This window comes from Pantoea sp. BL1, from assembly GCF_000963985.1.
Lineage (GTDB): Bacteria > Pseudomonadota > Gammaproteobacteria > Enterobacterales > Enterobacteriaceae > Pantoea > Pantoea rwandensis_B.
The window spans coordinates 18,044-31,433 of the sequence record NZ_JZRH01000074.1; the positions used below are offsets into that span (position 1 = coordinate 18,044).

The following is a 13,390-nucleotide window of genomic DNA, read 5'->3' on the forward strand; positions in this document are numbered from 1 at the left end:
TTTTTTTCGTCTTCAATCAGCCCTTACGGCAGATATCGTGGCGGGTCAGGCCAATGTCGCGTAGTTGTGCATCGCTTAAGTGAGACAGAATTTTGCGAGTCTCACGGCGCGCGCGCCATCTCTTGATGGCGCGCCCTGCACCGCGAACCATGTCCAGTAGTGTTACATCAAATGGTTTTGCTGCGCGGTTTTGATCGAATTCCATTATGAATGCCCTCATCAGTTGTCTGTGAGGTATTGTCCAGTTCTTGTGCATTTCAATACAGATTCAAAAATCACTTATTATTAACATACAGATTGCGCACGATAGGATCTGAATGGTAAAAAAAGGGATGATCTGTACTGATTTAGATTTAGTGAACTCGAGGGGAATCATACGATGACGCGTTACCAACATCTGGCTTGCTTGCTCTCAGACAGGATTGAGCAGGGACTCTATCGTAGCGGTGAACGCTTACCCTCGGTGCGTACGCTGAGTATTGAACATGGTGTGAGCATCAGCACCGTGCAGCAGGCGTATCACCTGCTGGAAGAGAAACAGCTTATTGTGCCGCAGCCGCGCTCTGGCTATTTCGTTGCGACGCGCAAAGCCACACCTCCTGTTCCTGCGTTAACCCGCCCGGTACAACGCCCTGTCGAGATCACCCAGTGGGAATCGGTGCTGGAGTTATTAAGCAGCCGCAACAGCGGTAACGTGCTGCAATTAGGTAGCGGCATGCCCGACCTTACCCAGCCGACCTTAAAGCCATTATGGAAAATTCAGAGCCGAATGGCGCAGAAGCAGGATCTTGACCAGCTCAATTATGACAGTCTGTTAGGCGTTGCGGCCTTGCGTGAGCAGGTCGCACGCTTAACTATCGATAGCGGTTGTCAGCTTACCGCAGAGGATATTGTGATCACCACGGGCTGCCATGAAGCGCTGTCCGTGTCGATCCGCGCGGTGTGTGAGCCGGGTGATATCATCGCCGTTGAATCTCCGACTTTCCATGGCACAATGCAGACCCTGCGTGGGCTTGGTATCCGTGCCATTGAAATCCCTACCGATTCGGTGACGGGCATTAGCCTCGAAGCCCTGGAGCTGGCATTCGAGCAGTGGCCCATTAAAGCGGTGGTGGTGGTGCCAAACTGCAATAATCCGCTGGGATTTATCATGCCTGAAGCGCGCAAGCGTGCGCTGCTGGCACTGGCTCAGCGTTTTGATGCAGCAATCATCGAAGACGATGTCTATGGCGAACTGGCATGGGAGTACCCACGACCCATCACCATTAAATCTCTGGACATGGATGGCCGGGTGTTGCTGTGTAGCTCATTTTCTAAAACGCTGGCACCCGGGTTACGAGTGGGTTGGGTGGCGCCAGGGCGTTATCGCGACCGCGTTTTGCATATGAAATATATCGGCACCGGCTCAACGGCCACACAGCCGCAACATGCAGTGGCCGAATTTATTCGTCTTGGCCACTACGGGCCACATCTACGCCGGATGCGTCAGGTTTATCAGCGCAACTACGAGACCTTTAGTTGCTGGGTGCGTCACTACTTCCCCTGCGGTATCTGTGTTTCACGTCCGCAGGGCAGTTTCCTGATGTGGATCGAGCTACCAGAAGCGTTTGATGCCGTTCGGCTTAACACCGAACTGAGCACGTTGAACATTCAGGTTGCAGTCGGATCGCTGTTTTCTGCCTCGGGAAAATATCGCAACTGCTTACGTCTGAATTATGGTTTGCCCATTAATGAGCATACTGAACAGGCCATCGCCCAACTTGGCGCTGCGGTGGAGCAGGCCATGCACGCCTGTCATATAGAAACGGAACCCGCTTCATCCCTGACGGATTAAAGTGGAAAGGCAGGGCTGGAGAGAGGGGTAGACCAGCCCTGGCCCACTGCCAGCGACAGCGGGCAGGCACACTTTATCCTGACCGGAAAAACACGCTAGCCCGTAGGAAGCGGACTGCGCGTGAGATTCCAGCCAATTTACCCTGATTGCAGAACGTTACAGCGCTTCTGCGGGCTGGGTTCCAGCATCAACCAGTGCCAGCAGCTCCTGTGTCGCCTGGCGCCAGTCTTCCGCCTGGGTAATGGCGCTCACCACGGCAACGCTTCCTACGCCAGTGGCCAAAACTTCAGGTACGCGCGCAAGGGATATACCGCCAATCGCCACAGTCGGTACATCCTGCAACCGTGCCATGTGGCGTTTCAGTTCCATGACGCCCTGCGGTTCTGAAGGCATATCTTTGGTTTGCGTAGGGTAAATGTGTCCCAGTGCAATGTAGGAAGGACGCAGCGCCAGCGCGCGGTCCAACTCGGCATCATCATGAGTCGATAACCCCAGACGCAAACCTGCCTGGCGGATAGCGTCCAGATTGGCCACGTCTAAATCTTCCTGACCAAGATGCACGCCATAGGCGTTGTATTTAATTGCCAATCGCCAGTAATCGTTGATAAACAGGCGTGCACGGTACTGCTTGCCCAGCGCAATTGCCTCGCGCACGGCGTCTTCTACTTCATGATCCTGGCAATCTTTGATGCGCAACTGGATGGTGCGAACGCCAGCCTCCAGTAAGCGTGCAATCCACTCTACGCTATCAACAACAGGGTACAGCCCCAGTTTCGGGGCCGTGGCTGGAAAGGCATCGGTCATACTTTTTCCTCTTTAAGGGCATCGGCGGCGTGATAAAGTTCGCCACCACGACTGCGGAAGGCATCCGACATCTGCGCCATGCCAATTTCAATTGGCTGGGCTTCAGCCTGCTGGCGAGCAGCATATTCGCGCACTTCCTGGGTAATTTTCATCGAACAGAATTTTGGACCGCACATTGAGCAGAAGTGAGCCACTTTGCCCGATTCCTGCGGCAATGTCTCATCGTGATAAGCGCGTGCCGTATGCGGATCGAGCGCCAGATTGAACTGATCCTCCCAGCGGAATTCAAAACGTGCTTTCGACATGGCGTTATCGCGGATCTGTGCGCCGGGATGGCCTTTGGCCAGATCGGCAGCATGCGCGGCGATCTTGTAGGTAATCAGCCCCTGCTTCACATCTTCTTTATTGGGCAAACCGAGGTGCTCTTTCGGTGTGACGTAACACAGCATGGCGCAGCCAAACCAACCAATCATCGCGGCACCAATGCCGGAGGTAAAGTGATCGTACCCGGGGGCGATATCGGTGGTCAGTGGGCCAAGCGTGTAAAACGGCGCTTCGTGACAGTGCTCTAACTGTTCGGTCATGTTGCGGCGGATCATCTGCATGGGCACATGGCCTGGACCTTCAATCATCACCTGCACATCGTATTCCCAGGCAATTTTTGTCAGCTCACCTAGCGTGTGCAATTCGGCAAACTGAGCTTCATCGTTGGCGTCCTGAATCGATCCTGGGCGCAGACCATCGCCGAGTGACAGCGCGACATCATAAGCCGCGCAGATCTCGCAGATTTCACGGAAGTGCAGATAGAGGAAGCTTTCCTGATGATGTGACAGGCACCACTTCGCCATGATCGAACCACCACGCGAGACAATACCGGTCAGACGTTTAGCCGTCATCGGCACATAGCGCAGCAGCACACCGGCGTGAATAGTGAAGTAATCCACCCCTTGTTCTGCTTGTTCGAGCAGGGTATCGCGGAAGATCTCCCAGTTAAGGTCCTCCGCCACGCCGTTCACTTTCTCCAGTGCCTGATAAATGGGCACAGTGCCAATCGGCACCGGGCTGTTTCGCAAAATCCACTCGCGCGTTTCATGGATATAGCGTCCTGTGGAGAGGTCCATCACGGTATCCGCGCCCCAGCGTGTTGACCACACCAGTTTCTCCACTTCCTCTTCAATCGATGAACTCACCGCTGAGTTGCCTATATTGGCGTTCACCTTCACCAGAAAGTTACGGCCAATGATCATCGGCTCGGATTCGGGGTGATTAATATTGGAGGGTATGATAGCGCGACCGCTGGCAACTTCCTGGCGCACAAATTCGGCGGTGATATTTTCCGGCAGATTGGCACCGAAACTGTGGCCCGGGTGCTGTTGCAGTAGCACTTCACCACGAATACGTTCGCGGCCCATGTTTTCTCGCACCGCAATAAATTCCATCTCGGGTGTAATCATGCCCTGGCGTGCGTAATGCAGTTGCGTGACGCAGCGGCCAACTTTGGCACGACGCGGCTGCGGTAACTGCTCGAAGCGCAGGTGATCCAGCCCTTCATCGGCTAAGCGTTGCTGGGTGTATTGCGAACTCAGTTGGTGGATAGCCTCACTGTCATCGCGTTCGGCGATCCAGTTTTCACGTAATCGGCTTAATCCCCGATGCACATCAATGGTGGCCGCGGGATCGCCATAAGCACCCGCCGTGTCATATACCGGCAACGGCTCGTTGTGCTCATACTTCGGATTCTCTTTTGTACCGCCAATGTGTGTTGGGCTGAGCTGGATTTCGCGCATCGGCACACGGATATCCGCTCGGCTACCGGTGATCCAGATACGTTTGGATTGGGGGAAAGCAGTGCCCTGCAGCGAATCGATAAATTCCTGCGCTTGTGCACGTTGTTCACGACGAGAAGTTTTAGCAACAGACATAGCAAATTTCCTGAATTAAGGGGAAGTTGCTTGTCCAGAGTTCGGAAGGAGTAACAGGGACGATGCCGGGCGCCAACACGCATCGCTCTGTGAATGTCTACTCTTGTTCCCTTCGCAGGTACTAACCTGATCAGGTTCCGCGGATCCCGAATAAACGGTCTCAGCCCCTTAGGGCACTCCGACAAGGTTGAAATTTAAGATATAAGCTACTTTGCTTGCCATTTCACGCCTGGGCAGTGCTCGTGTCCGTCACGTACTACGTGTACGCTCCGGCCTCTGCGCGCTGTCCGAGCGTGAACTGGCTGCGCACGCTACGCTTATATCGCAAAATTTGACTCTAGATTGCTTTAAAGAGACGCATAAAAACGTGAATAGGTCTCAATAAAAAAGCCCATTCAGCATAAGAGGGCTTTTTCGGAATAACAAGTTTTTTACATGGGCCCGAGGTTAAGCGGGGCGAGCCATGCTGCTTTCGTTGGCGACCGGTGGGCGTGCCAGCTGGTTATCCCAGGCGAGTTGCACCAGCTTATCTTCCAGCGTGAAGCGCGACTCCAGTACTTCACCCACTTCGGATAACGCCTTCTGGAATTCTACGCAGTTATCGTCGTTGATGGCCTGCTGCAAATGGCTGTCATACAGTTGCATCATGCGATCGGTATTTGCTTCCAGAGCGGGATAGAGTTGGGCGGCCGCAATGAGCGGGCTATCGCCCTCCATCTCACTGATAATACGTTCATAAATACTGAAATGACCGGTTGAGAGGTAATCAACCAGGCCGTGGCAAAACGCATCCAGCGCCTGTTCATCCAGAGCACTGAGCGCCTCTTTGTGTGGCTTGATGCCAATTAATGCGTAATAGCTGACAAGCAACTGTCGGCGCGCGCGCAGCCACGCATCAACGAGTTCATTACCGCCACTTACACGCCTGGCCAGGTCATCTAACTGGGTAAGCATATGGGGCTCCGGGTGAGTTATAGTTATCCATTCCACACTTAACATCAGGATTTCAGCGTGCCATTTGACGCTAAGGACAACGAATAAGATGCAACGTGAGATCTCAAGCGTAGACGCTGGCTGGTGGATTGTCAGCCATGAACAAAAACTTTGGCTACCGCAAGGTGAACTGCCGCATGGCTTATCCGGCGATTTTGGCCTGACAGGAAAAACCGCGATTTTGATTGGTGAATGGCAGGCGGAGAATGTCTGGCTGATACGTGAATCACGACCTGACAACATGGGCTCTGTTCGCCAGCTTATCGATGAAGATGTCGGGCTTTTCCAGATGGTTGGGCGCGGAGTTCAACTCGCCGAATTCTACCGCTCACACCGCTGGTGTGGCTACTGCGGCCACGAAATGCACCTCAGTAAACGCGAATTTGCCTGCCTGTGTCACCATTGCCGTGAGCGCTATTACCCGCAAATCGCACCGTGCATCATCGTAGCGATTCGCCGGGGGGAGGAGATTCTGCTGGCCAACCATGCGCGTCATCGCAACAGCATTTACACAGTATTAGCTGGCTTTGTTGAGGTCGGGGAGACGCTGGAGCAGGCCGTCGCGCGTGAAGTGATGGAAGAGAGCAACGTCCGGGTTAAAAATGTCCGTTACGTCACCTCGCAGCCTTGGCCGTTCCCGCATTCGCTAATGATGGCGTTTATGGCCGAGTACGAAGGCGGAGACTTGCAGCATGATGGCAAAGAGTTGCTGGATGCCGGCTGGTATCGCTATGACGATCTGCCCTTGTTACCGCCACCGGGCACGGTGGCACGACGGTTGATTGAAGATACCGTTGCCCTGTGTCGCGCCAGCGCGCCGTGAAAATGCTACACTGGCGGCCTTAGCATGAGAGAGCCCATTATGAGTGAACTGAAGAACGATCGTTATCTGCGTGCCCTGTTACGTCAGCCGGTGGATGTCACCCCTGTATGGATGATGCGACAAGCCGGGCGCTATTTGCCGGAGTACAAAGCCACGCGTGCTGAAGCCGGTGATTTTATGTCGCTGTGTAAGAATGCGGAGCTGGCGTGCGAAGTCACCCTGCAGCCGCTGCGTCGTTATGCGCTGGATGCTGCGATCCTCTTCAGCGATATCCTGACGATTCCTGATGCGATGGGGCTGGGGCTCTATTTTGAAACGGGCGAAGGTCCGCGCTTCTCAAATCCTATTACCTGCCGTGCAGATGTAGACAAACTGCCGATTCCGGATCCAGAAGATGAGCTGGGTTATGTGATGAATGCGGTGCGTACCATTCGCCATAACCTGAAAGGCGAAGTGCCTTTGATCGGTTTCTCTGGCAGCCCATGGACGTTGGCAACCTACATGATTGAAGGCGGCAGCAGCAAAGCGTTCACCAAAATTAAAAAGATGATGTATGCCGAGCCGCAAACCCTGCACAAGCTGCTGGATAAGCTGGCTGACAGTGTCATCCATTACCTGAACGCCCAGATCAAAGCCGGTGCACAGTCGATTATGGTCTTCGATACCTGGGGCGGCGTGCTGACAGGCCGCGATTACCGTGAGTTTTCACTCTACTATATGCACAAAATCGTCGATAGCGTGCTGCACGAGAACGAAGGTCGCCGTGTGCCGATTACGCTGTTCACCAAAGGGGGTGGTCAGTGGCTGGAAGCTATCGCAGCGACCGGATGTGATGCGCTGGGACTGGACTGGAGCACCGATATTGCCGATGCACGTCGTCGCGTGGGTGACAAAGTTGCGTTGCAGGGCAACATGGATCCTTCCATGCTGTATGCGCCTCCGGAACGTATCGAGCAGGAGGTGGCCACTATCCTTGAAGGCTTTGGCGCGGGTGAAGGGCACGTCTTCAACCTCGGTCATGGCATTCATCAGGATGTGCCGCCAGAGCACGCCGGTGCTTTCGTCGAAGCCGTACATCGCCTGTCTCGCCCTTATCATCAGTGCTAAGCATGGATTTAGCCGCGCTGCGTGCTGAACAGTTACAACGCGCTGCTAATGTGGTGCGGCAGGATGATTTTGACATCCTGCCGCCTCGTTTTATCGCCGGTGCGGACGTCGGTTTTGAACAAGAAGGTGATGTCACGCGTGCGGCACTGGTGGTATTAGAATATCCCTCATTGCAACTCGTGGAGCACCGTATAGCGCGCATCGCGACCACCATGCCTTACATCCCGGGTTTCTTATCGTTTCGCGAAGTCCCCGCACTGCTTGCAGCCTGGCAGCAGCTCACACACCAACCCGATCTTTTATTCGTTGATGGTCATGGTATTGCCCATCCCCGTCGCCTCGGCGTGGCTGCGCATTTTGGCTCGCTGGTGGATGTTCCAACCATTGGCGTGGCGAAAAAACGGCTCTGCGGGCGTTTTACCGAATTGGATGCTGAACCGGGAAGCCGCCAACCACTGATGGATAAAGGCGAACAAATTGGTTGGGTGTGGCGCAGTAAAGCGCGCTGCAACCCTCTGTTCGTCTCAACCGGGCATCGTGTCAGTATGGACAGCGCACTGAATTGGGTGGAGAGATGTACCGCGGGCTATCGGTTGCCCGAGCCTACACGCTGGGCCGATGCGGTTGCTTCGGGCCGTCCTGCGTTTCTACGTTGGCAAAATGCGCGTTAACGCTGTTTGCGCGCGGCTTTTGCGGTACACTGCCGCCAGCTAACCTATTGAGAGTAAGTTTGATGTTACAGAACCCCGTCCATTTGCGTCTGGCGAAGCTGGAAAGCTGGCAGCATATGACCTTTATGGCCTGTCTGTGCGAGCGGATGTTCCCCAATTATTGGGCCTTCTGTCAGCAGACTGAATTCGCCGATCCGCAACTCTATCGTCGCATCCTTGACCTTGTCTGGGAGAGCCTGACGGTCAAAGACGCCAAAATTAACTTCGATAGCCAACTGGAGAAGCTGGAATCAGCGATTCCGAATGGCGATGATTTTGATATTTATGGTGTCCACCCAGCAATCGATGCCTGTGTTGCGCTGAGCGAAGTTGTGCATGCACAGCTCAGCGGTGAAACCCTGGAACACGCAATCGAAGTCAGCCGTACGTCGATTACCACCGTTGCGATTCTGGAAATGACGCAGGCCGGTCGTGAAATGACCGATGAAGAGCTGCGCGAAAATCAGGCGGTGATTGATGAATGGGATCTGCAGTGGGAGATTTTCCGCCTGCTGGCAGACTGCGAAGAGCGCGACCTTGAGCTGATTAAGGGGTTACGTTCTGACCTGCGCGAAGCGGGAATCAGTAACATCGGTATACTTTTTCAGCAATAAGGCGATAAAACGTGACTTCAGGCCTGAATTACCGCGCCTGGAGGCTTCACATCAGCCCCCTGTCTGGTCTACATTTGGGGGGCTGAAAATTGTGGCTATCTTTGCGTGCAGGTTGAAGAGTGCCAGAATATGGCTTTTCCCTCGCACTCGTTGCTTAGCAAGCGATAAATACACTTTAAGGATAACTTATGAACAAGACTCAACTGATTGATGTGATCGCAGAGAAAGCTGACCTGTCAAAAACCCAGGCTAAAGCTGCGCTGGAATCTACCCTGGCTGCGATCACTGAGTCTCTGAAAGAAGGTGATGCTGTACAACTGGTTGGTTTTGGTACTTTTAAAGTGAACCACCGCGCTGAGCGTACCGGTCGCAACCCACAGACTGGTAAAGAGATCAAAATCGCGGCAGCTAACGTGCCAGCGTTCGTCTCTGGTAAAGCTCTGAAAGACGCTGTTAAGTAAGTTTTCCGCATCGCGGTTTAAGCTTTAAAAGAGGGGCGACACGCCCCTTTTTGTTATTGGGGCCTGTCATGCTGAACACGATTACTCAGCGCGTCTGCGCCCTGTTACTCGGTGCGCTGCTCGCGGGCTGTAGTTCCACCTCTGATCTCCCTGCCTTTACGGCAAGCGGCTATCTGGCCGATCGTGGCACTGTGCGCATCTGGCGCAAGAACAGTGACCATCAGGCTGTTCATCTTCGCACTGTTTATACCCCTTTCAATGGCGATGCCATGGAAACCACTGACTACAACTGGCAACAGAACAAGCTGATCAGCGTTGAGCGCATTGTGGCGGGTGAGCAACCCGATGACGTGACGTTGCGTTTTGACCATCTGGGCAATCTTAATTTTATGCAGCGTCAGCTGGCCGGCCGTCGTGAAGCGGTAAGTGGTGATACGGTTGAACTCTATCGTTTCGACGCGCAACGCATGCTGGAGCAAAGTAATGCGTTGCTGAGTGGACGTGTATTGCTGAAGCAGGGGCATTGGCTGGGCGCTACGCAGGTGCGCGACTGTGATGGCAAGGTGGTGAATGCACCCTTTGATAACGGAATCATTGCCACGCTATCTCAGCAGCAGCAAAACCAGCCACAGCCGTTGATGGTGTCATGGTTGGAGGCACCTGAAGGCGTGCAGTTGTTGCGGGCGACGCCAGAGGATGAGTGCAGCTGGCAGCCGAAAGAGAGTGATTTCTGAGTGGGGAAAAACCAAGGGGCGCTGAGCGCGCCCCTTGATGATTACTTGCGATTAATTGCGCGGTAACCAATATCTTTACGGCAGAAACTGCCTTCCCAGGAAATATGTTTCGCCAGCGCATAGGCATTCTTCTGCGCGGCAGCCACATCTTCGCCCAGTGCAGTGACGCACAGCACGCGTCCACCGTTGGTGACCACCACATCATCCTTCATCGTGGTGCCCGCGTGGAACACTTTACCGTCCGGCACTTCTTCCAGCGGCAGACCGTGAATTTGATCACCGGTATTGTAATCCGCGGGATAGCCGCCAGCTGCCAGCACGACACCCAGCGATGGACGTGGATCCCACTGCGAAGTTTGCTGATCCAGCTTGCCATCCACTGCGGCCAGGCACAGTTCAACCAAATCTGACTGCAGGCGCAACATGATCGGCTGGGTTTCTGGATCGCCAAAGCGGCAGTTGAACTCGATCACTTTCGGCTGACCGGCTTTATCGATCATCAGGCCGGCATATAGGAAGCCGGTATAGGTGTTGCCTTCCGCTTTCATGCCGTTAACGGTTGGCCAGATGATCTGGTCCATCACACGCTGGTGGATCTCATCGGTGACAACCGGGGCAGGCGAGTAAGCGCCCATGCCTCCGGTATTCGGGCCGGTATCACCATCGCCTACACGTTTATGATCCTGGCTGGTGGCCATGGGTAACACGTTGTCGCCATCCACCATCACGATAAAGCTGGCTTCTTCGCCGTCGAGGAACTCTTCAATCACGATACGATGGCCTGCATCGCCGAAAGCGTTGCCTGCCAGCATGTCCTGCACTGCAGCTTCTGCTTCAGCCAGTTCCATCGCGACAATAACGCCTTTACCAGCCGCCAGACCATCCGCTTTAATCACGATCGGTGCGCCTTTCTCACGCAGGTAAGCCAGCGCTGGCTCAACTTCCGTAAAGTTCTGGTATTCAGCGGTAGGGATCTGCTGGCGTGCCAGGAAATCTTTGGTGAAGGCTTTTGATCCCTCCAGCTGTGCAGCCGCCTGCGTTGGGCCAAAAATCTTCAGACCAGCAGCGCGGAATGCATCAACCACACCAATCACCAGCGGGGCTTCCGGGCCGACGATAGTCAGGCCGATATTTTCTTTTTGAGCAAAAGCCAGCAGGGCAGGCACATCGGTGGCGCTGATCGCCACGTTTTGCAACGCGGGCTCCAGTGCGGTACCGGCGTTACCCGGTGCCACAAACACGGTCTCAGCTAAAGGAGACTGTGCTGCTTTCCATGCCAGCGCGTGTTCACGTCCGCCATTACCAATCACTAAAATTTTCATCTATTAAAGCTCCAGACTATTAATGGCGGAAGTGACGCATGTCGGTGAAGATCATCGCAATACCGTGCTCATCAGCGGCGGCAATCACTTCATCATCACGGATAGAACCACCTGGTTGAATCACACAGCTGATACCCACAGCTGCCGCTGCGTCGATACCATCGCGGAATGGGAAGAAAGCATCAGACGCCATGGCTGAACCTTTAACTTCTAAACCTTCGTCGCCTGCTTTAATACCGGCAATTTTGGCAGAATAAACGCGGCTCATCTGTCCAGCGCCTATGCCGATAGTCATATTGTCACGTGCGTAGACAATGGCGTTGGACTTCACGAACTTGGCCACTTTCCAGCAGAACAGCGCATCACGCAGTTCCTGCTCGCTTGGCTGGCGCTGAGTCACGACACGCAGCTGACTGGCATCCACCATACCGAGATCGCGATCCTGAACCAGCAGGCCGCCATTAACACGCTTGAAGTCCAGTGCGGCAACACGGCCCTGCCACTGGCCACAAACCAGCACGCGAACGTTCTGTTTTGCTGCGGTGACTTTAAGTGCCGCTTCGCTGGCTGAAGGGGCAATGATCACTTCGACAAACTGACGGCTGATGATCGCCTGGGCAGTGGCTTCATCCAATTCGCGGTTGAAAGCGATGATGCCGCCAAAAGCAGAAGTTGGGTCGGTTTTGTAAGCACGCTCATAGGCGTCAAGAATCGAACCGCCCACGGCCACACCACACGGGTTGGCATGCTTAACGATCACGCAAGCCGCATCATCAAACTCTTTCACACACTCAAGCGCGGCATCGGTATCGGCGATGTTGTTGTAAGAGAGCGCTTTGCCCTGAACCTGCTGTGCAGTCGCAACAGAAGCTTCTGCCACATTCTCTTCTATATAGAAGGCAGCGTCCTGATGGCTGTTCTCGCCGTAACGCATATCCTGCTTCTTGATGAAGTTGAGGTTCAGCGTACGTGGGAAGCGGCCGGCGGGTTCTTTGCTGTCGCTATGATAAGCCGGCACCAAGCTGCCAAAGTAGTTGGCAATCATGCTGTCGTAGGCTGCGGTGTGTTCGAAGGCTTTGATCGCCAGATCGAAACGGGTATCCAGCGTCAGGGAGTTTTCATTGGCGTCCAGCTCGGCGATGATGGCCTCGTAGTCGCTGCTCTTCACCACGATCGCCACATCTTTGTGGTTCTTCGCAGCGGAGCGCACCATGGTTGGGCCACCGATATCGATATTCTCTACCGCGTCTGCCAGTGAGCAATCGGGTTTGGCAACGGTTTGCGCGAAGGGATAAAGGTTTACCACCACCATATCGATAGGGTTGATCGCGTGCTCGGCCATGATCGCATCATCGGTGCCGCGACGGCCCAGAATACCGCCATGCACTTTCGGGTGCAGCGTTTTGACGCGTCCATCCATCATTTCCGGGAAACCGGTGTAGTCAGAGACTTCGGTGACGGGCAGGCCCGCATCTGCCAGCAGGCGTGCAGTACCACCTGTGGAGAGCAGCTCAACACCACGACTGGAGAGTGCCTGAGCAAATTCGAGGATACCGGCTTTATCAGAAACACTGAGCAGAGCGCGGCGTACTGGACGACGTTGTTGCATGGTGGTTTTATCCCTTGGCTTTGTTTCGCATAAATAAGAGCGTTACATCAAGCTTAGCGTTTCTTTCTATATAGAAGAGAGCGCTTGCTTCATGTAACGCCCCAAAAGGGGCATCCTTTACGTCGCCGGGCATTGTAGCGAAAACGTTTGCGCGATGCTCGCCTAAATTCATCTGTCCGGATGAATGTGGATAACACTGTGTGTAAGTGGGTATAAGGCGGGGTTTTGCTGTGGAATGCAGCGAACAGTTGTTTTTGTTGAATTTAGCGGTTGCGCGCTGCGAACAACTCCCTATAATGCGCATCCATCGAGACGGCACAACGGTTTACGAAGTGCGGTGTTGACAGGAAGCTTCGATAAGAACTTCCGCCAGAGAAAAAACGCTGAAAAAAGTGTTTGACTCTGAAGGAGGAAAGCGTAATATACGCCACCTCGCAACAGACGGTTAACCCGCTGT

The 13,390-nt window shown here is 54.2% G+C and carries 13 protein-coding genes and 1 riboswitch; of the genes, 7 read left to right on the forward strand and 6 right to left on the reverse strand.

The window, feature by feature from the left end; genetic code table 11:
- Window positions 1-16: 16 nt before the first annotated feature.
- Entirely contained in the window at window positions 17-205 is a 189-nt protein-coding gene (locus VH86_RS24020; RefSeq protein ID WP_038643751.1) for a DUF1127 domain-containing protein, read from the reverse strand.
- Window positions 206-379: 174 nt separating this feature from the next.
- On the opposite strand from VH86_RS24020, the gene VH86_RS24025 reads away from it, so the two are divergent.
- Window positions 380-1,834, forward strand: coding sequence for a PLP-dependent aminotransferase family protein (locus tag VH86_RS24025; RefSeq protein WP_045816328.1), 1,455 nt, complete (start codon window positions 380-382; stop codon window positions 1,832-1,834).
- A gap of 156 nt (window positions 1,835-1,990) precedes the next feature.
- Here VH86_RS24025 and thiE read toward each other — a convergent pair whose 3' ends face one another.
- From thiE to VH86_RS24040, 3 genes are all read right to left on the reverse strand, one after another.
- Window positions 1,991-2,638: a thiamine phosphate synthase gene (gene thiE, locus VH86_RS24030; RefSeq protein ID WP_045834367.1), complete on the reverse strand. Its 648-nt coding sequence runs from the start codon at window positions 2,636-2,638 to the stop codon at window positions 1,991-1,993.
- Window positions 2,635-4,560, reverse strand: a complete 1,926-nt coding sequence (gene thiC / locus VH86_RS24035; protein WP_045834368.1) for a phosphomethylpyrimidine synthase ThiC — start codon at window positions 4,558-4,560, stop codon at window positions 2,635-2,637. Before thiC ends, thiE begins: the two co-directional genes overlap by 4 nt.
- A 90-nt stretch (window positions 4,561-4,650) precedes the next feature.
- Window positions 4,651-4,751: riboswitch (TPP riboswitch) on the reverse strand.
- 256 nt (window positions 4,752-5,007) lie between these two features.
- On the reverse strand, window positions 5,008-5,514 hold the full coding sequence (locus VH86_RS24040; protein ID WP_045834369.1) for an Rsd/AlgQ family anti-sigma factor: 507 nt from the start codon (window positions 5,512-5,514) through the stop codon (window positions 5,008-5,010).
- 88 nt (window positions 5,515-5,602) lie between these two features.
- On the opposite strand from VH86_RS24040, the gene nudC reads away from it, so the two are divergent.
- The 6 genes from nudC (at window position 5,603) to VH86_RS24070 (ending at window position 10,002) form a co-directional block, all read left to right on the forward strand.
- On the forward strand, window positions 5,603-6,376 hold the full coding sequence (gene nudC, locus VH86_RS24045; protein ID WP_038643741.1) for an NAD(+) diphosphatase: 774 nt from the start codon (window positions 5,603-5,605) through the stop codon (window positions 6,374-6,376).
- A gap of 39 nt (window positions 6,377-6,415) precedes the next feature.
- Window positions 6,416-7,483 carry a uroporphyrinogen decarboxylase gene (gene hemE, locus VH86_RS24050; RefSeq protein WP_045834370.1) on the forward strand — a complete coding sequence of 356 codons (1,068 nt, stop codon included), beginning with the start codon at window positions 6,416-6,418 and terminating at the stop codon, window positions 7,481-7,483.
- Between the two features lie 2 nt (window positions 7,484-7,485).
- On the forward strand, window positions 7,486-8,154 hold the full coding sequence (gene nfi, locus VH86_RS24055; RefSeq protein WP_038643739.1) for a deoxyribonuclease V: 669 nt from the start codon (window positions 7,486-7,488) through the stop codon (window positions 8,152-8,154).
- Window positions 8,155-8,216: 62 nt separating this feature from the next.
- Window positions 8,217-8,807, forward strand: a complete 591-nt coding sequence (locus VH86_RS24060) for a YjaG family protein (protein ID WP_034828920.1) — start codon at window positions 8,217-8,219, stop codon at window positions 8,805-8,807.
- Between the two features lie 188 nt (window positions 8,808-8,995).
- Window positions 8,996-9,268, forward strand: coding sequence for a nucleoid-associated protein HU-alpha (gene hupA, locus VH86_RS24065; RefSeq protein WP_006121511.1), 273 nt, complete (start codon window positions 8,996-8,998; stop codon window positions 9,266-9,268).
- A gap of 68 nt (window positions 9,269-9,336) precedes the next feature.
- Window positions 9,337-10,002: a DUF1481 domain-containing protein gene (locus tag VH86_RS24070; protein ID WP_038643734.1), complete on the forward strand. Its 666-nt coding sequence runs from the start codon at window positions 9,337-9,339 to the stop codon at window positions 10,000-10,002.
- A gap of 41 nt (window positions 10,003-10,043) precedes the next feature.
- Here the strand turns inward: VH86_RS24070 and purD are convergent, their stop codons facing one another.
- Both purD and purH read right to left on the reverse strand, forming a co-directional pair.
- Entirely contained in the window at window positions 10,044-11,324 is a 1,281-nt protein-coding gene (purD, locus tag VH86_RS24075) for a phosphoribosylamine--glycine ligase (protein ID WP_045834371.1), read from the reverse strand.
- 19 nt (window positions 11,325-11,343) lie between these two features.
- On the reverse strand, window positions 11,344-12,933 hold the full coding sequence (gene purH, locus VH86_RS24080) for a bifunctional phosphoribosylaminoimidazolecarboxamide formyltransferase/IMP cyclohydrolase (RefSeq protein ID WP_038643730.1): 1,590 nt from the start codon (window positions 12,931-12,933) through the stop codon (window positions 11,344-11,346).
- Between the last annotated feature and the right edge of the window lie 457 nt (window positions 12,934-13,390).

Excerpts from the sequence above, each read along its gene's own strand:
- VH86_RS24020 (WP_038643751.1), bottom strand. The coding sequence starts at position 205 with ATGGAATTCGATCAAAACCGCGCAGCAAAACCATTTGATGTAACACTA.
- VH86_RS24025 (WP_045816328.1), top strand. The coding sequence starts at position 380 with ATGACGCGTTACCAACATCTGGCTTGCTTGCTCTCAGACAGGATTGAG.
- thiE (WP_045834367.1), bottom strand. The coding sequence starts at position 2,638 with ATGACCGATGCCTTTCCAGCCACGGCCCCGAAACTGGGGCTGTACCCT.
- thiC (WP_045834368.1), bottom strand. The coding sequence starts at position 4,560 with ATGTCTGTTGCTAAAACTTCTCGTCGTGAACAACGTGCACAAGCGCAG.
- VH86_RS24040 (WP_045834369.1), bottom strand. The coding sequence starts at position 5,514 with ATGCTTACCCAGTTAGATGACCTGGCCAGGCGTGTAAGTGGCGGTAAT.
- nudC (WP_038643741.1), top strand. The coding sequence starts at position 5,603 with ATGCAACGTGAGATCTCAAGCGTAGACGCTGGCTGGTGGATTGTCAGC.
- hemE (WP_045834370.1), top strand. The coding sequence starts at position 6,416 with ATGAGTGAACTGAAGAACGATCGTTATCTGCGTGCCCTGTTACGTCAG.
- nfi (WP_038643739.1), top strand. The coding sequence starts at position 7,486 with ATGGATTTAGCCGCGCTGCGTGCTGAACAGTTACAACGCGCTGCTAAT.
- VH86_RS24060 (WP_034828920.1), top strand. The coding sequence starts at position 8,217 with ATGTTACAGAACCCCGTCCATTTGCGTCTGGCGAAGCTGGAAAGCTGG.
- hupA (WP_006121511.1), top strand. The coding sequence starts at position 8,996 with ATGAACAAGACTCAACTGATTGATGTGATCGCAGAGAAAGCTGACCTG.
- VH86_RS24070 (WP_038643734.1), top strand. The coding sequence starts at position 9,337 with ATGCTGAACACGATTACTCAGCGCGTCTGCGCCCTGTTACTCGGTGCG.
- purD (WP_045834371.1), bottom strand. The coding sequence starts at position 11,324 with ATGAAAATTTTAGTGATTGGTAATGGCGGACGTGAACACGCGCTGGCA.
- purH (WP_038643730.1), bottom strand. The coding sequence starts at position 12,933 with ATGCAACAACGTCGTCCAGTACGCCGCGCTCTGCTCAGTGTTTCTGAT.